Origin of the sequence: Chitinophaga rhizophila (genome assembly GCF_019492185.1) — a bacterium.
Taxonomy (GTDB): Bacteria; Bacteroidota; Bacteroidia; order Chitinophagales; family Chitinophagaceae; genus Chitinophaga; species Chitinophaga rhizophila.
Genome location: NZ_JAICCF010000005.1, coordinates 76,780 through 102,509, shown reverse-complemented (window position 1 = coordinate 102,509; position 25,730 = coordinate 76,780). Strand labels below are relative to the sequence as shown.

General features: G+C 47.3%; 20 protein-coding genes. 8 read left to right on the top strand and 12 right to left on the bottom strand.

Going from position 1 to position 25,730, the window contains the following annotated elements:
* Positions 1–22: 22 nt before the first annotated feature.
* Positions 23–409: a hypothetical protein gene (locus K1Y79_RS24725; RefSeq protein WP_220252895.1), complete on the bottom strand. Its 387-nt coding sequence runs from the start codon at positions 407–409 to the stop codon at positions 23–25.
* Between the two features lie 101 nt (positions 410–510).
* Positions 511–2,511, bottom strand: coding sequence for a glycoside hydrolase family 19 protein (locus tag K1Y79_RS24720; protein WP_220252894.1), 2,001 nt, complete (start codon positions 2,509–2,511; stop codon positions 511–513).
* Between the two features lie 373 nt (positions 2,512–2,884).
* Here K1Y79_RS24720 and K1Y79_RS24715 point away from each other — a divergent pair, with 373 nt between their 5' ends.
* From K1Y79_RS24715 to K1Y79_RS24690, 7 genes are all read left to right on the top strand, one after another.
* Positions 2,885–3,745 (top strand): alpha/beta hydrolase, encoded by an 861-nt coding sequence (locus K1Y79_RS24715; protein ID WP_220252893.1) that lies wholly within the window; start codon positions 2,885–2,887, stop codon positions 3,743–3,745.
* Between the two features lie 544 nt (positions 3,746–4,289).
* On the top strand, positions 4,290–5,543 hold the full coding sequence (locus K1Y79_RS24710) for a PAS domain-containing sensor histidine kinase (RefSeq protein WP_236059831.1): 1,254 nt from the start codon (positions 4,290–4,292) through the stop codon (positions 5,541–5,543).
* A gap of 21 nt (positions 5,544–5,564) precedes the next feature.
* On the top strand, positions 5,565–6,623 hold the full coding sequence (locus K1Y79_RS24705; protein ID WP_220252892.1) for a response regulator: 1,059 nt from the start codon (positions 5,565–5,567) through the stop codon (positions 6,621–6,623).
* An 86-nt stretch (positions 6,624–6,709) separates the two neighbouring features.
* Complete coding sequence (locus tag K1Y79_RS24700; RefSeq protein WP_220252891.1) at positions 6,710–7,093, top strand: hypothetical protein; 384 nt, start codon at positions 6,710–6,712, stop codon at positions 7,091–7,093.
* A 92-nt stretch (positions 7,094–7,185) separates the two neighbouring features.
* Positions 7,186–7,614 carry a MauE/DoxX family redox-associated membrane protein gene (locus K1Y79_RS29605; protein ID WP_394370783.1) on the top strand — a complete coding sequence of 143 codons (429 nt, stop codon included), beginning with the start codon at positions 7,186–7,188 and terminating at the stop codon, positions 7,612–7,614.
* A 93-nt stretch (positions 7,615–7,707) separates the two neighbouring features.
* Entirely contained in the window at positions 7,708–7,926 is a 219-nt protein-coding gene (locus tag K1Y79_RS24695; protein WP_220252890.1) for a hypothetical protein, read from the top strand.
* 63 nt (positions 7,927–7,989) lie between these two features.
* Positions 7,990–9,060 (top strand): hypothetical protein, encoded by a 1,071-nt coding sequence (locus K1Y79_RS24690; RefSeq protein WP_220252889.1) that lies wholly within the window; start codon positions 7,990–7,992, stop codon positions 9,058–9,060.
* Here K1Y79_RS24690 and K1Y79_RS24685 read toward each other — a convergent pair.
* The 8 genes from K1Y79_RS24685 to rmuC all read right to left on the bottom strand — a co-directional run bounded on the left by K1Y79_RS24685 (position 9,054) and on the right by rmuC (position 21,786).
* Positions 9,054–10,412, bottom strand: coding sequence for a RagB/SusD family nutrient uptake outer membrane protein (locus K1Y79_RS24685; protein ID WP_220252888.1), 1,359 nt, complete (start codon positions 10,410–10,412; stop codon positions 9,054–9,056). The two genes, K1Y79_RS24690 and K1Y79_RS24685, sit on opposite strands and share 7 nt — an antisense overlap.
* 11 nt (positions 10,413–10,423) lie before the next feature.
* Positions 10,424–13,663 (bottom strand): SusC/RagA family TonB-linked outer membrane protein, encoded by a 3,240-nt coding sequence (locus K1Y79_RS24680; RefSeq protein ID WP_220252887.1) that lies wholly within the window; start codon positions 13,661–13,663, stop codon positions 10,424–10,426.
* 52 nt (positions 13,664–13,715) lie between these two features.
* Entirely contained in the window at positions 13,716–14,939 is a 1,224-nt protein-coding gene (locus K1Y79_RS24675; protein WP_220252886.1) for a FecR family protein, read from the bottom strand.
* A 54-nt stretch (positions 14,940–14,993) separates the two neighbouring features.
* On the bottom strand, positions 14,994–15,506 hold the full coding sequence (locus K1Y79_RS24670; RefSeq protein ID WP_220252885.1) for a sigma-70 family RNA polymerase sigma factor: 513 nt from the start codon (positions 15,504–15,506) through the stop codon (positions 14,994–14,996).
* Positions 15,507–15,644: 138 nt separating this feature from the next.
* Positions 15,645–16,025 (bottom strand): response regulator, encoded by a 381-nt coding sequence (locus K1Y79_RS24665; protein WP_220252884.1) that lies wholly within the window; start codon positions 16,023–16,025, stop codon positions 15,645–15,647.
* A 27-nt stretch (positions 16,026–16,052) separates the two neighbouring features.
* Positions 16,053–19,664 (bottom strand): response regulator, encoded by a 3,612-nt coding sequence (locus K1Y79_RS24660; RefSeq protein WP_220252883.1) that lies wholly within the window; start codon positions 19,662–19,664, stop codon positions 16,053–16,055.
* Between the two features lie 390 nt (positions 19,665–20,054).
* Entirely contained in the window at positions 20,055–20,180 is a 126-nt protein-coding gene (locus K1Y79_RS29350) for a hypothetical protein (protein WP_262903201.1), read from the bottom strand.
* Positions 20,181–20,352: 172 nt separating this feature from the next.
* On the bottom strand, positions 20,353–21,786 hold the full coding sequence (gene rmuC / locus K1Y79_RS24655) for a DNA recombination protein RmuC (protein ID WP_220252882.1): 1,434 nt from the start codon (positions 21,784–21,786) through the stop codon (positions 20,353–20,355).
* A gap of 297 nt (positions 21,787–22,083) precedes the next feature.
* Between rmuC and K1Y79_RS24650 the strand changes: the two genes are divergently transcribed.
* Positions 22,084–22,689 (top strand): porin family protein, encoded by a 606-nt coding sequence (locus tag K1Y79_RS24650; protein WP_220252881.1) that lies wholly within the window; start codon positions 22,084–22,086, stop codon positions 22,687–22,689.
* Positions 22,690–22,773: 84 nt separating this feature from the next.
* On the opposite strand, the gene K1Y79_RS24645 is transcribed toward K1Y79_RS24650, so the two are convergent.
* Positions 22,774–24,474 carry a DUF885 family protein gene (locus tag K1Y79_RS24645; protein WP_220252880.1) on the bottom strand — a complete coding sequence of 567 codons (1,701 nt, stop codon included), beginning with the start codon at positions 24,472–24,474 and terminating at the stop codon, positions 22,774–22,776.
* Positions 24,475–24,482: 8 nt separating this feature from the next.
* Positions 24,483–25,730, bottom strand: coding sequence for an NAD(P)/FAD-dependent oxidoreductase (locus tag K1Y79_RS24640; RefSeq protein ID WP_220252879.1), 1,248 nt, complete (start codon positions 25,728–25,730; stop codon positions 24,483–24,485).

Genomic DNA, 25,730 nt, shown 5'->3' with positions numbered 1-25,730 from the left:
TTTGACTATGCGGACACACTGACTACCTAACTGTAATTGTATCAGTGATAAACTCATTTTCTCCTGATACAAACTGAAGATAATAAGTACCTGGTTTCTTTTCGTTGAATCTATAGGTCGTTTCCCTTATGGGCATATCCATAGTACAGATCATTCCTTTGTAAACCGCTTCTACTGTAATTGTACGGGTATTGCCACTGTTCTTTTCGATGAACTTGTGAAACTGTCCGCAGCCATTATTGACACGGAAATAAACTTTAGTACTACCATCCTTGGTGGTGGCAGCCTTCTCAATCATTGTTACATCAACTTTTGCAAAAGACAGACCTTCTGCTGATGGGGTAGTTTTTTTGCTACATCCGGCCATGGTAAATACAGCCAGGAACATGACAATCATTGGTTTCCTCATATATATTGTTTTTTTACCCCTTTCCTCAATAAGGAAAGGGAACTGTACCCTTAACGCACAGAAAGCCCGTTTGGTTACAGTTCCCTTAAAAATTTAATATCTTATCTGATGCGAATAACCTTTTTAGCACCTACTCCGCCATATCCTTCCTTATCTACTTTCAGTATCCAGGTACCTGCCGGTATCTGACTGATATTTACCTGTACCTGCTGATCTGCTCTCCCTGCCGGCATCACTACCTGCTGCAGCACCGGCTGACCAGTAGTACCGTCCACCAGTGATAATAACAGCCTCTCTTTAGCCGTACCATCTACACGTACTGTCAATATATCACCTGTCACCGGATTCGGATATACCGACAAAGCACCTTTCGTTACTGTCACTTCACTAACTGCTGTTGTTACTACACCTGCAGCGGCCACCGGACAATTGCCAATAAACGTCCACGGCTTGGCATCACCTGTATTGATATCTGGCTGATCACCCTGTGTCCACCATTTAGCCTGGTAGATTTTATTACCATAAGCTACCCTGTTACCCTGCAAATAAGTACCGCCAGCCGTCCATCCGGTTACACCACCGCAGGACTGACCGGTACCTCCCCCATCTCCGCCATTACCATTACAGGTTCCTACTACCGCCCAGGTAGTATTTGTGCCGGGGATATCACCCGGACCTGCCCACCATTGGCTACGATAAATGACGCCATTATAACGTACAATATTACCTGCAGTCTCGTATGTTTTGCCCGACTGCCAGGCCGGTAAAGCCGCACAACCTTCAAAGGTCTGACTGTTCCAGACCGTGAACGTAATCGTACTTACTACTGAGTCCTTGCCGTTCCTCAGTCCGACAGCAGTCGCTGTATGCTGCCCGTAGGCGTTGGGTGTCCATTGAATACTGGCACCTGCCTGCCGCAGCCCACCCACTTTAATGAATACCTGTGTGATCTCATTCTTCGGATCGCTCTTGCTGACTGCAAGCGTAACCGGCGAAAGAGAGGTCACGCCTATAATACCATTGGCCGGAGCTGTGAATGTCAATGCGGTGATCTGGCTACATTCCGCATTATCAATAGTGAAGCGAGGCATATTGGCACAACCGCAATTAGCAGGATTGTTGCCGCCATTCAGCTCCATACTCACCTGTTTAATACCTGTATACCGCTGGAAGTGGCCAATACGACCAAGCACCTTGGTATTCTCAGTACCGCTGCCACACTCAACGCCCCCGTTGATAATATTGACAGTAGCGCCGAATCCGGGCTTCAGTCCGCTGGCAATCTGGGCTGCCGTAGGCGTCCATTTACCGGGAATCATAACGTCATGGCAGGAAGGCTTCGGATATTGCTGTGCCATCCAGAACCAGATACCTGTCTGAAAAGCAATCACTCCTTCCTGGATCACCCTTTCCGGGTTAGCCAGCAGGATGTTTTTGTCTCCGAAGATAAATTCACTGGCCTGTCCGTAGTTATAGTTATAACTCAGCTGAATAGGGCCGCGGCCGTGATAAGACTTACCAGGTGCAGGCGGATAGTTTACATCATCTTCTGCGCGGTACCCGATATTGTTGGTGCCTTCATATCCTACCTCTTCTCTGAAATACAGGCCCCAGGCGTATTGTCCGCCGGGAGCTGTCGGCCAGCCGCCCGTCGTCTCCTGCGAGATATTGGCAAGGAAAGCCATAAGCTCACGTTTTCTGGCGGTGAGATCACCTTCTCCTGCAAAGGTACCATAGTCTATTTCCTCGCGGATAATAGCATTGGGTGAAGTGTTAAAATCAGGATCCAGGCGGATCACCACTGTCGCACCGGTTGTTTTATCAACGCGGGTCAGCTTGTAGGCATTGGTAGCACAGCGCCTTTCGGAGATGATCTTGATGTTGGACATCCTTCGTACCGCTTCGGTGAAGTTGGCATAGGAATAAAAATCCTTTGCCGGCGTTGTAGGCAGTGTACCTCCACCGGTACGGTCGTCAGGATTAAAGCGGTGTGGAAATAATACGTCCCATTCGGCACTGGTAATAACGTCAGTAAGCGTCTGGGAGAAAGCTGTAGACATACAGCATAGCAATAGTAAGACGATGAAACGCGCTGTTTTCATAGCATAGTGATTTGTGTACCCGGCGGTACGATGATTATTTTGAGTCATAACAAATATAATCATTCGTTCTCCTCCTGCATACGAATCGTAGTACGGTAGAAGTACTTGTCCGGCGAGGCACCTCATAATTAATTGAGCATACGATTATTAGGTAACTGCTATCAGAAAATAAGGTCATGAATACTCAGTAAGACTGCTATTGTTCTTCACCATTAAAGACCATAAAGGGAGCTACCTTGGTCAGCGCCTGGTTACGCTATCAGGCATAAACCGCGAGTCATTCCTGTGATGGAAATGATAGCAGTATCCTACAGAAATAGGCACCCATGAAGTCGGGTGTTTTATTACATTTGTTACACAAAGCTTTCCCCGTATGAAGAAACTATTGTATCTGTTTTTATTACCCGTATTTACTATGCAGGCATTTGCACAACAGCAGGAAAAAGATATCATATATCTGTGGCCCGGAGCAGTACCTGGAGAAACGGCACCGAAGAAAGCCGCCGTACCAACCAGCGACAGTAGCAGAGGCGTAACGCGACTCACCGATGTTACAGATCCCATTATGCAGGTATTCCTGCCGGAAAAGGGCAAGGCGAATGGTGCAGGCATAGTGATTTGTCCAGGCGGTGGTTACCAGATACTAGCCATTAATCTCGAGGGCTATGAAATAGCCCGGTGGCTGAATCAGTTAGGATATACAGCTTTTGTGCTGCAATACCGCGTGCCTCAGAAACAAGAGGGCGCATTGCAGGATGTGCAGCGGGCGCTTCGCATCGTGAGAGGGCGTGCAGCAACATGGCAACTTCAGAAAGACAAAATCGGGGTATTGGGATTTTCTGCCGGCGGCAGCCTGAGCGCCAGGGCAAGTACACTCTATAATAAACAAACCTATACTCCAGTAGATGACAGCGACAAGGAGTCTGCCCGTCCTGATTTTGCACTCCTCATCTATCCCGCCTACCTCGATCAAGGGGCTAACCGTACTCTTACACCGGAATTACAGGTTGACAAACATACACCGCCTGTTTTCCTGTTTGCCACTGCCGATGATACCTATGCCAATAGCGCACTAGTAATGGCAGGTGCATTACGTGATGCCAAAGTACCAGTAGAGTTGCATATCTACGCAACAGGCGGTCATGGGTATGGCCTCCGTCCGGATAACAGTGCCGGAAAAGCCTGGCCGTTGCTGGCTGCGGATTGGCTTCGCCGGAATACCGGAGAGAAGTAATAATCTGTCCCGTTTTTGTATTGATCATGATTTGTTTGCCGGGGCAACTCCGTCCCAGGCATAGAAATTTTCTGCCTTTCACACTGGTATTTTCCGTCAGTTTCAGCAGTCTGCGTAGTTCAGTTACCACATGGTATCGCTCTGGTATTCATATTTATCAGGCACCAATTCGTCACCAGAAGGTCACCTCAATATCCCGGCGATATCGAAGTGACCTTCTGGTGACGAATTGGTGATGGAATGGAGTAAAACACTAACCGACACCAGGCGGACAAATCGGCCAGGTATTGCGACATATGCACATATATTTTTGGGATGATAAATAGTCGAAAAGCAGATCACCTTATAACTTTCCATTGATTTGCAATGCATTATGGAAAATGGTAGTCCGTTCAAACACTCCGGTATACTGCATGCCCGGTTAAAGATGAGCATTATCAGGCAGCAGGGTGACCGCGATCATATGTGAACATGGTGCTGAGGTGGAATTTTACAGTCTATAAACTATATTTACCAGATATTCTTTTAACGGTAAGTATTAAGTATGAAGAAGAAGTGGTTCACCAAGCTGATAGCAATGTTCCCGGGTAATAGCATCTACAAAAAAGAATATAACAAAGAGCTGCAACGTTTTGAGGCGTTGTTTAACTATGCCAGCATCGGTATACTGGTGACTAATCAGCGGGGACAGATCGTCCTGATCAATGATTTTGCCCTCAGGCAGTTTGGCTATGAGCGGGAAGAGCTGATGGGCGAGTATATTGAAAAGCTGATGCCTAAGCGCTTCAGAGAGCGGCATGTAGGCCACCGGGATCATTACAATCACCATCCGCAGAGCCGGCCTATGGGTATTGGGCTGGACCTCTTTGCAGTGCGGAAAGACGGCGCGGAGTTTCCGGTGGAGATCAGTCTGAGCCAGTACGAGCATGAGGAAGGGGCCTTTGTCATCTGCTATATTAATAACATCACAGAGCGGAAGAAGGCAGAGGAAAAGATTGAGAAGCTGAATAATGAACTGGAGCATAAGATCAGCGAACGTACGCAACAGCTCACCACTGCATTGGAGCAGCTGGAACAGTCTAAACAGGAGGTAATGACAGCGTTGAATAAGGAGAAAGAGCTGAGCGAACTGAAATCACGTTTTGTGTCTATGGCATCTCATGAGTTCCGCACGCCGCTCAGTACGATTCTGTCATCTGCGTTCCTGGTGAACCAGTATATAACAGAAGCAGAGCAGCCTAAACGGAGTAAACATATACAACGGATTATATCGTCAGTGACGCTGTTAACGGAAGTATTGAATGATTTTCTGTCGGTGGGAAAGATTGAAGAAGGAGGCGTACAGGTACGCACCAGTACCTTTGATTTACAGCAACATATACATTCCATCATCCAGGAGATGCAGGATATTGTGCAGGAAGGTCAGCACATTTCATATGAGCATAAGGGCGCTACATCTGTACAGCTGGATCCTTCCCTGCTGAAACATATACTGTTAAATCTTTTGGGGAATGCGATCAAATTCTCTGGAAAACATACTGTTATACAGGTACATACAGAACATACCGGAAATAATGTAATATTGAAGGTGAAAGACGCCGGTATAGGCATTTCTCAGGAGGACCAGCAACATTTGTTTGAGCGCTTTTTCAGGGGCGCGAATGTAAGCAATATACAGGGTACAGGTCTTGGTCTGCATATCGTAAGCCGGTATGCGGAACTGATGAATGGAAATATTACATGTGAAAGCGGACTGAATGAAGGCACGACCTTTACGGTTACTTTCCGGCAACTATAATTAAAAGGAATAGCACTATAAATGAAAACGATCCTGCTGATAGAAGATAATGACGATATTCGCGAGAATACTGCCGAGATACTGGAACTTGCAAACTATAGGGTTCTTACGGCTGAAAACGGGAAAACCGGCGTGGAGATGGCACTGGAACACCAACCTGACCTGATCGTGTGCGATATTATGATGCCTGTGCTGGATGGGTATGGCGTGTTACACCTGTTGCAGAAACACCGGGAAGTCGAAGACACTCCATTTATATTCCTGACCGCCAAGAGCGAGCGCGGAGACTTTCGCAAGGGAATGGAGATGGGAGCTGACGACTATATCACAAAACCTTTCAGCGGTACCGACCTTTTAAATGCAGTGGAAAGCAGGCTAAAAAAGTCAGAACTTAAAAAACAGGTTATACCTCCGGACATGGAAGGAATACAGCAACTGCTATTGACAGCCACAGGAGCCAATCCGTTGAAAAAGCTCATGGATGAAGGCAACACTGACAGGTACAAGAAGAAACAACTGATTTACCAGGAAGGTAATCGTCCTACCAGCCTTTATTTTATCCAGAAAGGCCGCGTGAAGACCTATAAGGTGAATAATGATGGTAAAGAGCTGGCGGTGAACTTATACAGTGCCGGCGAATTTCTGGGGTATGTAGCCTTATTGGAAGGCAGTAATTATCATGAGAATGCAGAAGCGCTGGAAGCATGCGAGCTGACAGCCATTCCCAGAGAAGACTTTGAAACGCTGATCAATAACAACCGTGAGGTAGCGCAGCAGTTTATACGTTTGCTGGCGAAAAACATTACAGAGAAGGAACAGCAACTGCTGCATCTGGCCTATAGCTCTCTGCGGAAGAAGGTGGCAGAGGCACTGCTTTTCCTGAAGAAGAAATACCATCATGTTACCGATCAGCCTTTCTCTATAGATATTTCGAGAGAGAACCTGGCAACAATTGCCGGTACAGCTACAGAGTCGATGATCCGTACCCTGGGAGATTTCCGAGATGAGAAGCTGCTGGAGATCAAGCAGGGAGTGATTACTATCCTCAATGAGCAGAAATTGGCGAATCTGGTGAATTGATGATAAAAATCAGTTTTTCCGCTGATGGGAGTCCTGTGCTACCGGTCAGCAAGCTGCTATCTTTACATCAGATAAGATAGTTAGTAATGGAAGTTCTGCTGAATGAATTAACCGCTTTTAGGAAACAGCTGGCTGCGTTGGAGAATCGCAATATTGCATTGAAGACCCAGCTGGCCCATATTTTACAATATCACTTTGACCGTTCCCTGCTGGACAGGCTGGAGTACTTCCATAATGTCTTTCTCCAGCAGGATACTCGTTTTGAAGCGCTACGCGGTGAACTGGCTTTGCAACAGGCATGGCTGAGCGAGAAAGATATGAATGCCATCAACTATGAAAATATTAGAACCCACCAGGTACATATCCGTGCAAAGTTAAAGTCAATGGAAACAGATTTGAAGCAATTGCTGACAATCTTTCTCAATTATGTGCAGGATCATTTTCCAGCTGTTCCGACATCTGTCCTTTGATAACCCTTACTAACCCGCCGCATTATATTATCCCTGAGAAATACTTTAGATGATTTAGAAATTTATCCTATATTAGAGAAGTGTTATATCCTATGTCAAGAAAATTGTTAATCGATATCCTCTCAGCTTTACTGGTTTTCCTTTTTATATATACCGGTATAAGCAAGTTACTGGACTACCATACCTTCCGACGGCAATTGGGACAATCGCCTTTTATCACTTCATATGCATCTGTTATCGTCTGGGCATTACCATTGGGGGAAATTATCATCGCGGGACTTCTCTTGTATAGCCGCACACGTTTATTGGGGTTTTATCTTTCTTTTTTCCTGTTAAGTCTTTTTACTTTTTATCTGATAGCTATGCTACGGCTAAGTTATTTTATACCTTGTTCTTGCGGTGGAGTATTGCAACATCTTTCCTGGGACGCGCACATTGTTTTCAATATCGTCTTTGTCATATTATCAACTATCGGGGTACTGCTGCACGTAAAACAAATACGTACACAATCTGCTATCTGATTCTGATTTCCGGACCAAACGGCATTTAATACAGGGGGAGCCGAAAACCTTCAGAACAGAGTAGGCATTACATTTTATTCAACAAAACACACCATGAAAAAGACACTCACGTTAGCTTTTTTCGCTGCCGTATGCGCAGCCGGCACTGCTGTTGCAGGCAAAATGCAACAGGACACGCAGTGGTTACTGAATGATGATTCCATTGTAACTGGTACATCTGCCCAGATCAAAATACTTTACTGTATTGGCGCCAACAATGTACAATGTGCTGTTAGCCTGACCGGTATTACCACCATCATCAGAAAAAGCTGATAACTTTTAATGGCAGGAAGCACTTGCAATAAGGCTTCCTGCCTTGCTCCGATCTAATCTTTTATGAGAAAAAGTATCTATACCTTGCTATCACTGCTGATAGCTGCATTCCTTATTGTGGCCATACTGGTATTGACTGCGCCTGCTCCTAATAAACAACCCAATGGCTTTAAAAGGCAATACCTGGAAGCGTCACCGCTACCTGTAACCGCCACGCTGCCTACCGGCAATAATAATATACTGGATATTGCAGGCGCTGATGACAGCCTGTATTATTTCTCTGTACTACGTGACCCTTCAACTATCATTGCGAGCTCACTTCAGGCTAATGCAATAGCTGACACCTTCCGGATAGAACTTAGTCCGTCATTTAAAGATTCAGTTAGTGAATACTTTTTCACCCAGTATAGTAACAATCGTTTCTTTGTATATGGATATAATATTCCTTCGGTATGCGAGACAGGGCGAGCAGGCAATATACGTTTGCCCCGACAGCGAAGTTATAACCATGGCGGCTTCTCCCAGGCACAGGTATTAAGGGACAATCAACACTTTGTACTACGGAAGCTGCACATCCAGGAGAAAGACCAGCTGTTTGTACGTGTCACCCTTGACAATGACAGCCTGCATATGGAAAAAGGATTGTCAACACTGCACAGAGATGGCGGCATGAGCACAGATGGCGCAATGACTTACGACAGGACCACAGGATTGCTTACTTATGTATATTACTACAGCAACAGATTTTTCACCTTTGACAGCACTTTGCAACTCGTCAGCAGCGGTCATACGCTGGATACCTTCAGTGTATCAAAGTTCAGTATAGCCACTAACAAAGATGAGAAAAGTCAGGTGTACATGAATGCAGGCCCTGATCAGATGGTCAATGGGTTCAGCTGCGCAGATAATGGGGTATTATATGTGCAGGCAAAACTGAAAGCTGACAATGATGATGAACGTATGTTTGGAAAATATACCGTGATTGATATGTATGAGATTAAATCCGGCAGATATAAGGGTAGCTCTTACCTGGATATTCCGGCACGCACTAAGATTAATCAGTTGTTTGTGAAAGGAGATCAGCTGTTGGTGCATGGTGAAACACATATATACCTGATGAAGATAGCCTATTGATAACCTTCATTCTGTTTCAGATTAGGATTTCTGTTCAGTTCTTCCTGTGGAATAGGATATAGTGCCGCTGTTTTTTTCCATCCCGGCTTCAGGGCTTTCATTACACTGTCCAGTCTTTGGGTACGGCTTAAGCTGATCCAGCGGTCACCCCATTCTGTAAATAGCTCCCGGCGACGTTCCTTTTCTACATACACCAGGCAGGAGTCGCGCATGGTATCTGCGGATAAGGGGGGTAGTCCGGCCCTTACTCTTAATACGTTGAGGTCTGCAATAGCGGTGCTTGTCTGATTTAGCATAGCGGCAGCTTCGGCGCGGATAAGGTATTGTTCCTCTATACGCAGCATCATCAGATACTCTTCCCTGCCAGGTGCAGCCGCACTCCTGTTACGGTATTTACATGCGTTATAATATAGCGATCCTGCGAAGACGAAGGAGTTTGTCCAACTGCTTTTGCGCTTATCTGACGGTTCAAACTCCTGCATAAAGTCATTGGTGAACGGATAAAAGGAAAAGTTGCTGGTAGCGGCTGCCGGCAGAAAGAACTGTCCTATAAAAGTATAGCCTTCGGGACGCCATAACTGCAGGATAGCCGGCCGGCTGTTTCGCAGAAAGACACTATCCAATGAGATCAGTGGTGTATAGTCTCCGGCGTTAATGACCTGGGAGGCTGCGGCTGCAGCTTCTGCCCACCTCCCCTGGTGCAAGTATACACGGGCCAGCATTGACAGCACTGACCACTTGTTAGCCCTTACCTTCTCTCCTGTTACATAAGAGGCAGACAGTAATAAGCTGGCATCTGAAAGGTCTCTTGTAATCTGCTGATAGATGGCAATGATACGAGCATTAGGGGCCAGCGCTGTCTGATTGATATCAGTTACTGTGATGAGTGGTACTTCTCCCCAGCAGTTGACCAGATAGTAATAGGAAAAGGCACGCAGAAACATGGCCTCACCAGCTAGTTGTCTTGCTTTTGCCGGAGACAGGCCGTTGTACTGTGTTATACCTTCCAGCATGGCGTTTGCGCCGTATATTACCTGGTACAACTTCCTCCAGCAGGACAATACCTGTACATCCTCAGAAGGTATTGCGTTGTTAACAAACTTCAGCTGACTACTATTGAGTGTAGTCAATTCATCTGCCGTCATCCCGTTAAGGACCGGTAGTATATTGCCTGGGAAATAATCAGACAACTGGTAGTACAGATCTGCTACGGCAGCATCTGCCAGACGGTCGTCTGTATAGATAGCTTCGGCAGGAATTTCATCCGCCGGAGAATCGACTTTGATCAGTTGCTTACATGAAATCGTGAGCAATAAGCCGCAAAGAATAAAACACATTACACGGTACGACATACTCTTTCAGCTTATAATGTTAACTGAATACCACTTGTTATTACTCTCAGTGCAGGTACGAGTATCTGGGTCTCAGGATCTGCTGCTTTATAGCCAGTTACCGTTACCAGGTTTTGTCCCTGCAGATAGATCCTGCAAAGTTGCAATTTCAATCTTTTTAGTACCGCTGCCGGCAAGGTATATGTGATAAACAGGTTTTTTAACCGTAAGTAGGATGCATCCTCATAAACAGCGTTGGATAATGCCAGTTTTGCACTCTGGTCATATGCTGTGTTACCCGCTGTGGCAGTAGACCGGGAGATACTGGTTATATCGCCAGGCTGCCGCCAACGGTGTAGACTTTGCGTCAGCTGGTTAGCAAATTCACCGGGACGCACTGCTGGTACTACACCCTGTTGCTTATTAAACTGCAGGAAGAAACCAAGACTGAAATTTTTATAACTCAGGTCATTCTGTATACCACCGTAATAAGCAGGATCAAGATTGGCTATTGTTACAAAGTCATTAAGCGTGGATAGCTTACCGTCTTTATTTAAATCTTCAAACTGTACCAGGCCTGTCAGCGGATCTACGCCAGTAAAATGGTAGCCCCGGAGTATATTAAGCGACTGGCCAATTACGTATGCATTAGCATAAGACGATACCGCCAGACTATGAAACTTCTTCAGCCTGTTATTGAAGAATGATATGTTGGCAGAAGTTGTCCATTGGAAATTGGTATTGCTGATGTTACTGGTGCGGACTTCAAATTCCCAGCCGGTATTCTCAACGACTGCGGGGAGGTTAGCCTGGTAGCTGGTGAAGCCGGTAATACCGGGCAGTTGATACCCTACCAGCTGATTGCTACTGCGGTTACAATATTTGGCAGCAGAAAAGAAAAGCTTATCCTGCAGGAAACCTAGCTCTATTGCAGCTTCCATTTTACGGTTCTCTTCCCAGCTATAGTTGTTGTCGGCAATGCGTAATGGCGCGAGTGTATTCTCACCCAGGTAACTGGCATTATTACCATAGTTACGCATGTATTGATAATCAGTGATCTGGTCATTTCCGGTAATGCCTCCGCTGGCTCTGACTTTACCAAAACTTAGCCAGGGCAGTTGTTTCAGGAAAGGTTCTTCTGTAAATACCCAGGCTAATCCGACAGCGCCAAAATCACCGAACTGTCTGCCAGGACCGAAGCGGGAAGAACCGTCTCTCCGGTAGCTTACATTCAGCAGGTACTTCTTCTGCCAGTCGAACGTAAGGCGGGTGAAGAACGATACATACCGGTATAGTGCATAAGTATCCGGCCTACGGATGATTGTATCAGCATACTGTAATGAAGTCATATCTGCTTCATTGGTATAGCCTTGCCCTATGGCCAGAATACCTTTTCTTGTTGTTTGTTGCCAGGTACCTCCTGCCAGGACGTGCAAGTTCGCCTTTCCGAGACCGAGGTTATAATCTGCCTGCGGCTCCACAATAAAAGACTGCCGGCTATTTTCTGCTGAGCGGATAAAGCTGGTCGGCGCGTTATTAGGATGTTGGGTAGATTGTGGAAAAGAGAAGAACTGTTTCATTTTGATATCTGACAGTCCGAGGCTAGTCTTTAGTGTAAGCCCGGGAGACAACCTGTATCGCAGTACAAGGTTGGTCAGCAGGTTATTTGTCTTACTTTCAGCCTGTTGCCGCATATGCGCTTCAGGATTGTCAAAAGCAGACCCCCAGTATAGCATGCCTGCACTGTCATACAACGGGTAGTTGGGCGGCAACGCATAGAAGTTGAATATATCACTGGCGATACTCTTGTTTCTGTCAGCCATAAAGCTGGCGGAGAAATTTGCCTCCAGCCTGTGTTCCGGGTGCTGGTGCTGAAAGCTGGCCCTGAACCCGCCACGCCGGTATCCCAGATCGGCAGGTAATACCGTTCCTTCCTTATAAAAATGCCCTCCTACCAGGTAGTTGTTATAACTATTACCGCCTGACATATTGAGCTGTGCATTCGTGATAGGGGCAGTTCCTCCCAGTAGTTTCCTGAACCAGTTGGTATTCTGCGTCGAGTCCCAGAGCAGCAGGTCAGGGGCGTTAGCGGCAGAGGGGCGGATATCGTCATTAACAAAAGCCTCTTTCCTCAATGCCAAGTAATCACGTATGTTCAGCATCGGCATATCACCGGCCGTCACACCTATACCTGTGCGGATGTTAAGATCTGCTTTAGCCTTTCCAGGCGTGCCTTTTTTTGTGGTGATAAGCACCACTCCGTTTGCACCACGGGAGCCATAAATAGCGGTAGCATCGGCATCTTTCAGGATGTCGATACTTTCTATATCAGCGGGATTGATGCTGTTAAAGGGACTAATACGTCCTGCGGCTCCGTACAGGTCTTCTGTATTATTGAGTGGCGTAATGTCAAACGGAACCCCGTCGATAATGAACAGGGGATCATTGCCGGCGGCAATTGAGTTACGCCCGCGAATGAACAGTTTCACCTGAGCACCGGGTAGTCCGCTGGTACTGGTCACCTGTACACCGGGTGCCTGGCCTTGCAATGCAGCAAGGGCATTGGCTACAGGTTGTGCTTCCAGCTGTTCGGCAGTAATTCTGCTGATAGCTCCGGTCAGCAATCTGCGGCTGCTGGAGCCATACCCGATCACGACAGTAGCATCAAGGGTATTGACAGCATCTGCCAGCCTTATATCGTGCAATCTGACGCTTTGCAGTATAGTGTCAACCGTACGGTAGCCTAAAGAGGATATATGCAACGAAGCTGGAGGACTGATATTGAACAGTTCAAATTCACCGTTGGCATTCGTCGTCATACCTCTTCCTGTGCCGGTCAGCACAACAGTTGCGCCGGGAATTGGCTGATTATTGATATCTGTGATACGCCCCCGGATGGTGACATGAGGGGCAGGATTCATAACGGGCGCATTTTTAGTTGTCTCTGCAAGCTGCAGATAGATGCGCCTGCCTGTTTTAAACCAGCTGACGTTCCTGCCTTTCAGTACATATGCGAGTACATCTTCCCAGGGCGCATTTTTATAACGCAGGGAGACCTTTTCATTACCGTCGATGATGGCATTATCAAAAACGAAGTAGTAGCCCGTTTGACGGGCAATGCTCTTAAAAACGTTATTTAGTGATATATTCTTACCGGTAATAGTCACCCTTGAGCTATCTGCTGTTCCCCTGGCCGCCTGTAGGATAGCAGGAAACAACAGGCAGCACGTTAACAATAGGATTCTGATCGCCTTACAAACATGCTTTACCATCTTTTCAGTTTATGGTACTGATATTACAGTTGGCTTTCGAAACAGATGTGGCTTATTTTGATCTAAGATATATCTTATCCTCCGTAATACGATAGGTTATATTGGATGTTTTGTCAAGGCTTTCCAGAAATTCTGTGACTGGTTGATCACGTACAATCACACCGGTCAGCATCTTACTAGCCAGTGAAGGTTCGTCAAAGTGCAGTTGCTTACCGTACCAGTGGAAAAGTACAGCCTCGAGTGTGCCCAGCGGTTGATTATAGTAGCTATATTCACCTTTTCTCCAGGCAAGGGTAATAGCTTCATCAAAATTGCTTTGCTGCTGCTGATAGCCTTTACGGTATATTGCTTCCATACCTGGCCTGAGCAATACACTGTCATTGTCTTCCGTATCGCTAATAACGCTTCCTGATACCAGGGACGTAACGATAATAGAATCGGAATAAGCGTTGATATTGAACGATGTACCAAGCACTTTCACCGCGGTTCCGGCAGTATGTACTATAAAAGGCTGATCTGCCTTCTTAGCGATATCAAAATAGGCTTCTCCTTCCAGGTATACTTCCCTGTTTTCGCCGTCAAATGAGAATGGAAATCTGAGCCGGGAAAAGGCATTCAGATGTACGACTGATCCGTCAGAGAGCTGCACCTTATAGTCTTTACCGGTGGGTACAAACAGCGTGTTCCATCCTCCTGCGCCATCTACAGGCTGGAATGACAACATGCCCTCCTGCGGTTGCAGACGGGCGTTCTGGGTACTGATTTCTTCGCTTGTCTGACCCGAAAGACGGATCGTATCGCCTTCTTCTACCAGCAAACGTACGTCACCCCAAACGGGAACTGCCGCTATCAGCTCTGCATTTCCGTCTACGATTACTGCGGCTGACCGGCTTCCGAGTAGATAATATCCCGCTACAGCTACCATCAGCGTTACTGCTGCTGCCAGCCACCATTTGCCGGATGACCGGGTAGCAGATGGTTCATGCATGGAAATTACCGGCGTTTCAGGTATTGCAGGGGGAATATCTTGCTGGGGTTTCTTTTCCTGATCGGCATGCAGCAGGGATAATACGCTGCTCCAGGCTCTTTCGTTATGAAGATCATTCATAAAGTCAGGGCCAACGGCGTCGCGCGCGCCTTCCAGCTCATCCAGACAACGTCTTACGTTAGGATCTACCCGGGCAATCTGCTCCAGGTAACGGTTATCTTCATCACTGATGTCGCCGCTTAGCTTTTCCAGTATCAGCTGAAAAATATGTTCCTCGTTGTAACTCATGTGGGAAAAACAAAGTTCTTACTCATTAAAGGGCAATAGGTTTTTCGTTGGCACTCATGGATAGATCCGGAGTATCAGGGCTTTCAGGGCAGCTTTACATTTGCTTTTCAAAAGGTGCATACCATGCAGTATAGTAGATAAATCCGGGCGGAATCTTTCGTCTGATAAGAGAGACAAACTCATTCCTGTGCCACCGTCCAACGTCACCTGTCTCCTTCGCAGTACCAGCAACCACCGTAAAGGTACGATCACCTGCTGCATCAGTAAGAACCCCGGATCGTTCGACAACCGGTTATTGGAACCTTTTTTCAGAATGTTGACACAACTGTTATGTACCAGTCTGTAAAAATATCCTCCAACCGAATGTTCTATTTCCAAATATAATTTCTCTTCCCAAACCTTCACAAACAACTGCCTTACCAGTTGCTCTGCCTCATCCATGTTGTTCAGCATCATCCTTGCTTTCAGACAGAGCGGCTTGTAGTATTTCATAAAAAAGTACTGATAAGCCTTTATCTCGCCCTCTTTAAGCACGATAAGCATTGCCGAATCATCCATTTGCTGCATAACAGTTGTTTTGGGATATGTTAACAGTTGTTAACGTAAATATCCGTTTTCCGGCAGCGTAAAAGAGTTAATTACATGTTAACACGCATATATTACACGTTGTTTCACACGTGAAAGATAACTAATATTTGGACGCAATTACATATTGAATTTATTTTTCAGCAGGTCTAGCAGCACCTCCTGATCGATGGGCTTGGAAACATACTCCGAAGCCCCTGCTGCCAGGCACTTCTCACGATCACCCACCATCGCCTGCGCCGTAACCGCTATCACTGGTATACCAGATAATTGCTCATCTGACCGGATAATTGACAACGCCTCATAACCATCCATTTCCGGCATCATCATATCCATCAGGACTACCCCAACGTCTGGCTGCTCAGACAAAATCTGCAATCCTGCCTGTGCATCCATTGCCGTAAGACATTCGTAGCCTTTGACTTTCAACACCATGCGTAATGCGTAGATGTTCCTGGTGTCATCGTCAATGATCAGCACTTTTTTTAAAGAGGATCCCATGCTGTTTAGTTCTTGTTCTTTTAATGATCAACTTCTGGTATTATCATACAACCAGACGCGTAGTAACGATACCAACTGATCTATATCAACCGGCTTAGAGATATAATCAGACGCTCCGGCCTTGATACACTTTTCCCTGTCTCCCAGCATCGTCTTGGCCGTTACTGCCAGTATAGGTAAATATTTGTATTTCGTGTTGCTCCTGATAGTACGGATCGTCTCATAACCATCCATTTCCGGCATCATCATATCCATCAGCACAATGTCAATCTTCGGATTATTTTCCAGCTGCTGAAGCGCTTCTTTTCCATCCAGGGCCGAAATAATCGTCATCTTATGCTGTTCAAGCGCCTTCGTAAGCGAGAAGATATTCCGTACATCATCATCTGCAATCAGCACCGTCTTGCCCTGCAACACTTCTTTAAGTGGCATCTGCTGCTTTCTTACCGGCTTATTATGATTCGCCTTTTCCTCTACCAGGTGCAGGAATAACGCTACTTCATCCAGCATACGCTGATAAGAATGTGCTGTCTTGATCACAATAGAATCTGCATACTGACGGATGCGGTTCTCCTCTGCCCTTGACAGGTTCTTACCGGTAAAGATGATGATCGGCAGATTCTCCAATCCCGGATTGCTCTTTACTGTCTCCAGCGTCTCATACGCATGCTGGTCAGGCACGCCCATATCCAGGATCACACAGTTCACGTCCTTCTTCTGTAAAGCCTCTACGCTACTGCTGATATTGCCGGTAATCTCCGTGCTTACACTGAAGTTTTCCAGGAAGAATGCCAGTGCCTCCGCATGTTTGGGATTCTCCTCTACTATCAGCACTTTCTTCGGATTCTTAGTCAGCGCATTTTCCAGCTGCTGGAAGATCCGCGGCATCTGCTCCAGCGCCAGCGGCTTGTCAATGAAGTCAACTGCGCCTTTCTGCAGACTCTCCCTTTTCGCCTCCAGGGAAGAAATAATATGCACTGGTATCGGGCGGGTAACCGGGTTAGACTTTAGCGCCTCCATTACCTGCCATCCACTTTGTACCGGCAGTACTATATCCAACAGTATCGCTGCCGGCCTGTATCGCTGCGCCATTTCAATACCATGGTCGCCACGTACTGCTACGATGCCTTTATACCCCCGCTTACGCGTAAAGTCCAGCAGGATACCTGCATACTTCGTATCATCCTCGACGATCAGTATGATCTTATCATCTGCTTTCAGACTATTGCGGTCGTCAGGTATTTCCTGTGGTATCTCTGAAGCAATAAATTCATCCCTTTTCTCTTTCGCCTGCACAGCCTCATGGTAGACTGCTTCTGCCTGTTGCTGTGTAGCCGGGGGCGGCGTACGCTCTTCCTGTTCCTGCGGACGAACAGGTATGGTTACCACAAACTCACTACCGCGCCCAGGCTCACTCTCCAGTCGTATTTCTCCGCCAAGCAGCTTTGCCAGCTCCCGGCTGATAGATAGTCCAAGACCGGTGCCGCCATATTTACGGCGGGTAGACCCATCTGCCTGCTTAAATGCTTCAAATATCATCTGCTGCTTATCTGCTGGTATACCAATACCGGTATCCCGCACGGCAAACCTTACGATAGACGGATCCTGTGACAGTGACGTCACCTGTAAAGTCACTGCTCCTTTCGCTGTAAACTTCAATGCATTTGACAGCAGGTTTTTCAGTATCTGCTCCAGCCGCATCTTGTCTGTCTCAATAAGCGCGGGTGCCTCCGCCATTACCTCAACGTGCAGGGCCAGATTCTTCTCCCGTGCGATAGGTGCAAATAGCGCCTCCATGTCAGTACAGATCTCGTGCACAGGTACCGGCGCAAATTCCAGGTCCATCTTCCCCGCTTCTATCTTCGACAGGTCCAGTATCTCATCAATCAGGTTGAGCAGTCCTTTACCAGAACTCTGTATCACCTGTGCTGATTCTATCTGGTCCTCGGTCAGGTTCTGTTCATTATTCTCTGCCATCAGGCGGCTTAATAACAGGATAGAGTTCAGTGGTGTACGTAGTTCATGCGACATATTGGCCAGAAACTCTGACTTATATTTTGTGCTGATTTCCAGCTCTTCAGCTTTCTTCTGTATATCCAGGTTACGCTCTACAATCACCTGGTTACGATCTTCCAGTAAGCGGGAACGTTCCTCCAGCTCCTGGTTGGCCTGCTGCAGCTCTTCCTGCTGTACACGCAGTTCCTCTTCGGATGCCTGGAGCTTCTGTGCCTGTGCTTCCAGTTCGGTATTGATATTCTCCAGTTCACTATGCTGCACCTGCAGTTCTTCTGATTGTGCCTGTGTCTCCTCCAATAGTTCCTGCACACGACGACGGTTTTCGGAAGTATTGATAGCCAGACCGATGTTATGCGTAACCGATTCCAGGAACGTCAGGTCATTAGGCTGATAGTCTATGATAGATGCCAGTTCGATAACGCCTCTCACATGTCCCTCATAAATGATCGGTACAGCGACTATATTACGCGGACGGATTTCTCCGCTGGCGTAGCTAATGGTAATATCTTCCGGGGTAATATCTTTCAGTAATAATGTTTTGCCGCTGGCTGCACACTGTCCCACAAGCCCCTGCCCTACGGTAAACTCCTGACGGCGACTGGTATTGGAAAGTGCGAAGCTGGCTGTCAGATGTAAACGGTTGCCTGCGCCAGACAAATAAAGCGCTGCTACCTGGCTCCTCGTATATTCTGCCAGGAACTCTACGATATGAGCAGCAAGGGTAGGTACATCCTTTTCGCCTACCATTTTGTTAGACAAACCGGCTACTCCTGTCTGATGCCATTCCTTCTCTGCCAGCTGACTAAATGAAGTCTCCAGTGAATGCGCCATCCTGTTCAATGCGACTGACAAACTACCCAGTCCATCCTTCTGCTCGTCGTTCACACGGGTGCTGTAATCGCCGGCTGAGATCCTTTCTGCTATACCGCGGATAATATCTATACGGCGGGTGATCTCACGGTCTTTATCTTCCAGTGCATCCTGCAGGCGGGAGCGCTCTTCAAAATCGCGTTTCACCCGTACATAGAACACAGACGTGATCAGTAAAGCCAGCAAGGCTGCAATTACTATAAGAACAGGGGTATATCCCGATATACGATTCAGATTCTGCGTTCTTACTGCCAGTAATCTCTTCTCCCGGTCTTCCATTATACTGGTAAGCCGGCGTGCATCATTCATGATAAAACGACCACTCTGCAGGGTATCTACACTAATAGCCTTTCCGGTTCTTCTGCTATTGATGGATTCCCGGAGTAATGCCTGCCGCCTGATCACCAGCAGGCGCAATTGCTCTACCCCGATCTGCTGCTCCGGATTATCTGCTGTGAGCTCTCTCAGTGAATTGATGGTCATCAGCACACTATCATACGCGCCTTTATAAGGCTCCAGGAACTGTTCATCCCCCGTCAGCAAATATCCCCGCTGGCCGGTCTCTGCGTCCTTCATGTATGACAGCGTGTTTTCCAGTTTCAGGATGACCGTATTGGTATGATCCACCTGGTAGGCGCTTATCAGAAGATTGCGGATACTAAAAAATGATGCTACCGAACTGACAACCAGCAGTAACAGCGATACTCCAAATCCAATCAGCAGATTTCTTTTAAAAGTAGCTTTCACTTTCATCCATTTAGTTAAAAATTGTAAACTCCGCATCCGGCATGTTATACCTCCATCCCCCTGGCCTTTGCTATCAGGACAGGACTATGACAGCTAGTTACCAGGCTGTTGGCATACGGTATAAATAGCTTACCAGAATCAGCTATCGAAAGCAGCGATTCTGGGGTAAACTGTGTATATTTTGCCACACATTGCTGAAACCAGACTCCCCACTATGTCCTTGAGGCGGTACTTTCAATACCCCCATCAGTAACATGCGGTAATCAGTCAGCGATGTATGTAATCGTATATTTCCCTAAAAACAGGTTATGACCATTTGGCGTCTTCATATTCCACGCCGTGTGTATGCTTCTGTTGACTGCCGTTCCCCCGGTGGCCCTCTCCGGCTGGAACTATCTATACCTTTTCCCTGGTAGCAGCAACTCCTTCATAGGCAGGGTTGATGATAAAATCACCCTTCTTCACTTTCTTCCTGTTGTAGCACCTGGCTTTCTCCGGATATATCGTAAAGATACACCTCATCAGCAGTCATCTTACCGCGGTGTCAAATTCGGAAGACTAATTCGTGTATTCGAACATGTACCCTTTCCGGGCGATCGTTTCCGTTTACTACCCCCACATTACGCCCTGTTTAAAATAAGGCAGGAATATGACCAGCAGCTCGCACTAACCAGTGCTATACCCTGTCAGCACATCATAAATTGTTTGCGGTGCCTTGCTCTGCCTCTCCTGGTATCAGCTCTTCCTGCTGCACGGCAGAGTGCCTTACGCCTGCTTCTATTGGTTTCACATCTGGCAGCGTCTGTTTCAGCGCCGGCCCCAGGTGATACAATTTCCGTGCCTGTGGCATAAAGCGGCTCTCTAACGAAGCCACCGCGTCATTATAATGACCGAGTACTGTTTTCAGACTACCGCCGATGTTAGTAAAATGCCTGAGTAATACATTCGTACGGTTATATAACTCTATGCCTGCGGCACGTATATCTTCAATATTCTCTGCTACATGCAGCTGCTGCCATACAAAACCTACTGTACGCAGCAGTGTGATTAACGTGGTAGGTGTCGCAAATACCACCCTGTTTCGTATACCATCTTCGATCAATGTAGGATCTGCCTGTAATGCTGCGCCAAATGAAGACTCTATCTGCATATACAGTATCACATAATCAGGCGAAGACTTCCACTGACTCCAGTAGGCTTTGGCACTCAGCTGTTTCAGGTGCTCGCGTACTGCCTGCGCATGCTGGTTCAGCAACACCCTGCGCTCATCTTCATCCTCTGTCTCAAATGCACGCATATATGCGCTCAGTGGTACCTTCGAGTCAACAACAATTGTTTTACCCTCCGGTAAACGAATAATCATATCCGGACGTAAGGTGCCCTCTTCCGTATGCACAGACACCTGTTCACTGAAGTCGCAATGTTCTGTCATACCGGCAAATTCCACCACTCTCCTCAGTGCAATCTCCCCATAGCGGCCCCTGATATGTGAAGTCTTCAGCGCACTCACCAGACTATGCGTCTCTTTCTGCAATTTCTCGGTACTTTGCTGTATGCCGAGTATGAACTGGTTGATCTGCCCGTACTGCTGCTGACGACTACTCTCCAGCTGACGCATATTTTCGTCAAAGCGGTGCAGGGTATCCGTCAATGGTTTCACCAGTGCATCAATAGCCTGCTGGCGCTTATCCAGATCGCCCTTCGCATCCGTCACCTGCGTTTCCAACACTGACTTAGCCAATGCCACAAATGAGGCATTGTTATGCTTCAGCGCTTCGGATGATATCGTATTGAAGGCGTCTTTCAGTTGCTCATTTGACCGATCAATAAACTCCTGCTGTTCCCGCAGCCGGTTCTCTGCCTCCCGGTAACGGGCTTCTCCGTTACTCTCAATACGAATTGTCTCCTCCTGCATGATCTGCAAACGGGTGTTCAGCTGCTCAATATCAGCCTGTTTGTTATACAATTCGTTCCGGTATGCTACTGATGACTGTTCAGCTGTGGTGAGCTGCGTTTCCAGCACGGCAATCCTTGTCTTTAACTGATGACTCCTGGTGACAACCTTAATAACCGCTCCCAGGGCGGCGCAGGAGATCAGGGCGAAAATTATTATGATAAGTTGATCCATATTCGACTACAATGTTACTGGAAAACAATTATAATAAAAAAAGAAGGGATGCACCTCACTGGCAGTAAACGATACTTTTCCACTGTTCGTCGATGATTATAGAGCGTCTGTCCTGTTATGCCAGTAGGTCTTTAAACCCGCAGCTGCAAACGGTATCTAACTCCGGGTAAAACTTTTGAGACATAATAATTATGATCTAGCATGAATTACGTATGTTTGCCCGCGAATTTTTTAGCCTGAATTGCGTACAAGCGACGTAATTCAATTTTGATCATCTGTAATCGTCAAATAGTATCTATGAAAAAAGGATTATTACTGGCAGGGATCCTAGCAGTAATTACAGGAACTGCAGCCAATGCACAACGTGTCAATTACGGTTTGAAAGCAACGTTGATGTTCTCTAACATCAAGGGAGAAGGACTTGAGTCAGGCTTCAAACCAGGATTTCAGGGAGGTGCGTTCTTTGAATTTAACCTGACAAAGGACAAAAAATGGGGTATCCAGCCAGAATTGCTTTTTACACAGAGTTCTGCTAAAAAAGGAACCGATTTTTCCCGGAGATATGTGACGCATCACAATACCTCCGCCAGGGAGAAAATCTCCATGAGTGCTGCAACCGTTCCATTACTGGTACGCTACTCACCGATCCCTGCACTGACCTTCAACCTCGGTGCACAATACACCTATATGTACTTCATCGATGAAAACCTGCTGAAAGGCAACAGGGACGCATTCAAGAAGAGCGATGTAGGCGCTGTAGCCGGTGCACAGGTGAACGTAGGTAACGTACGTTTCATCGGCCGCTACGTAATGGGTCTCAGCAACATCAACAATGTTCCTGCTCCACAATACGACTGGAAAACAAACCAGATTACCGTGGGTATCGGCGTGGCATTCAAATAGCCCCTCCGGCCCCCTACAGATCATATTACGCGAAAGGGCCTGCATGGTGATGCAGGCCCTTTCGCTATTACATACATTCAGCTGTTACAACTTATAAAACCGCCAGCTCGTCCGGAAATCTTTCCCTAACTGCTGATTTGTCAAAATCGCCCGCACCATCTCTACCGGCAGACTGTTTTCCTTCATTACCGCATCATGGTACTGCTGATAAGTCATTTTCCCGCTGTCAACCAGCTCTTTCTTCAGCGCCATGAACTGCAAACCGCCAATCATATACGCTACCTGGTATAAGGGGCTGTAATCGCCTTTAAATGAACGGCGCACCTCCCCGGCTGCATTCGCCCGCTCATGCCCTACCCTCTCCACCAGGAAGTCGATACATTGCTGCGGCGTCCATTTGCCCAGATGATAGTTAAGTGAAAACAATATACGTGCACAACGGTGCATCCGCCAGAACAACATCCCGATCCTGTCTTCCGGAGAACGTGGGAATCGCTGGTCCCACAACAGCATCTCCCAGTACAAAGACCAGCCCTCTACCCAGAATGGTGTATCAAAGTTCCGATAGCTCTTATACCGATTGTTCATAAATTGCTCCAGCGCATGACCGGCAAACAGCTCGTGATGTACTGTAGCCCGCGAAAAATGCGGATTGTTCCCCCTCATACTCATCAGCTTATCCCCCTCCTCCATATCATCCGTCGGATACGATATACTCAGCACCTCCCCGCCGGTAAAGAACGGATTCACCAGCTGCCGCTCCGGCGTCATCATGATCATCCGCCAGGTCTCCTCTGCCAATGGTGGTATAGTAATGAGATTCTTTTCTCTCAGAAAGGCCATGGACTCATCGTATATTTTCATAATGGCATCCGGTTGCTCGCCGGCGGGCACATACGTATTCTTCACTTTCTCCATCGCCTTGTGCCAGTCCTTGCCAAAACCCATTTCCTGGCTCGCTTTCAGCATTTCTGCATCACAGAAGGCAAACTCCTTATTCGCTATCTCAATCAGTTCTTCCGGCGTATAAGGAATCATTTCCTGCTGTAGCTGACGCACCAGTTCATCCTTTCCGATAGGGAAACCTACGATACCGCTGCCATCATCCTTTACGCCCGGCAGGGCCTTCGCCTGCTGCTCCCACAGTACGGCGTAACTTTTCAGTACGCTATCCAGCTTCTTATATGGTGCCGGCACCCACCAGGTAAACAGGGGATCATAGCCGTTATAAAAATCATAAATACTATGTATGGCTGTCCACAGCCCCCTGGCCGTACTTACGCCTCTGCGCAGCTGATAGATGTCCAGCCCTTTGGCAGCCGGCAATTGCCTGGCCTTTTCCTGCAGCGCTGCTGCCATATCCCTCAAGGTAGCGGCCAGTGCCTGCGCATCCTGCTTCACTCCCCGCCTTCTTAATTTCTCTGCTGCATAGATTTTATCTGCCTCCGGAAACCATCCGGCTACTTTGTTATATTCTGCTGCCTCCACATCTAACTGGCGGATCTCTTCCTGCAATTTCATTTTGAACAGCACATATTCCACGCGTTCTCCTGTTGCCAGCTGGTCAAAGTTGATGCGGCCCAGCTGTTGCAGGTAGTCGCTGTGAAATGTTTTGAGCCTTTCCCGTCTTTCGGGTGAGTTTTCTATCCGGTAAAAACGAAGCAGGCTGCCCTTATCTGCATCATAGTGTTGTTGCAGCGTGACCATGTCTTTTTCCTGCGCAGTGGCGCTACCGGCGGCGATGAGACATCCGGCTGTTAACAGACAGTAAATAAATTTCTTCATAAGTTCTTTTAACTGAATCTTTCAACTTTAAACGGAGAGATATTCATAGATGTCGGGGTTCCGGCTACCAGTTCACCGACCAGTTTGCCCGTGGCGGCTCCCAGGCTAATACCCAGCATAGAATGCCCTGTCGCTACTGTCACGTTCGGATAACGTTCCATATTACCAATATGCGGCAAACCGTCTGCACTACAGGGCCTATATCCGTACCATACCTGGTCTGCCGGTGGCAGTGGTACATCATACGCGGGAAAATATCGTTTTACTGATTCCAGGATGCCCTGTACCCGTTGCATCCGTGGCGGTGCATTTAGTCCGGTAATTTCCATCGTGCCACCAAAGCGGATCTTATTACCATTCATAGGAGAAATTGCTACGCGCGCTTCACTGAGAATCACGGAGCGTCTCACTTTATACGGGGCGTTCTCCAACGTGACGGAATATCCGCGGCCGCCAACCATAGGTATCCGGAGTTGCAGTTCACGGGCCAGCTCCCGGCTCCATACTCCTGCTGCCACCACTACATGGTCTGCGGCATATACGCCACCCAACGTCTTTACGCCCTTTACTTTATTCCCTTCGGTCACAAAACCGGTGACTTCTTCCTTTCCCCGGAAAAGTACGCCGTTTCTTTTCAGATACAGTTGCAAACTACGCATCAGCTGATTCGGATAGAGTTGTGCATCACCCGGGAAATATACTGCGCCGAGCGCCCGGATTTCTGTATCCGGTTCCATTTGCTGCAATGTGGCTTTATCGATCAAACTTGCTTTTATTCCCAGTGCGGCGGCATCCCTGACGGTATCTGCTGCATGGTGTTCATTTTCCGGTGTGTTATATAGCTCCAGCATTCCCTGCGGATCGTACGAAAAGTCCAGTCCGGGTACCTGCGCCCACTCCTCATACAACTGTTTACTGAGCAGGGCAATATCCCGCAAAGGAACTGCAGACCGCTCTACATGCTCTTTTGTGGCGCTTTTCATGAACTGCAATCCCCAGCTGATCATGCTGCTGCTCAGACTGGGCTTGATATAAAAAGGACTTTTAGGATTGAGCATCCATTTCAATCCCTGCCGCACAATGCCAGGCGTTGCCAACGGCACAAAATGACTGGGACAGATATACCCGGCATTGCCATAAGAGCATCCGTCCGACAGGTCGGTCCTGTCAATTACTGTTACTGTATATCCTGCCTGCTGCAGATAAAAGGCACTGCTCAGGCCTATTATTCCTCCGCCAATTATGATTACTTCCAT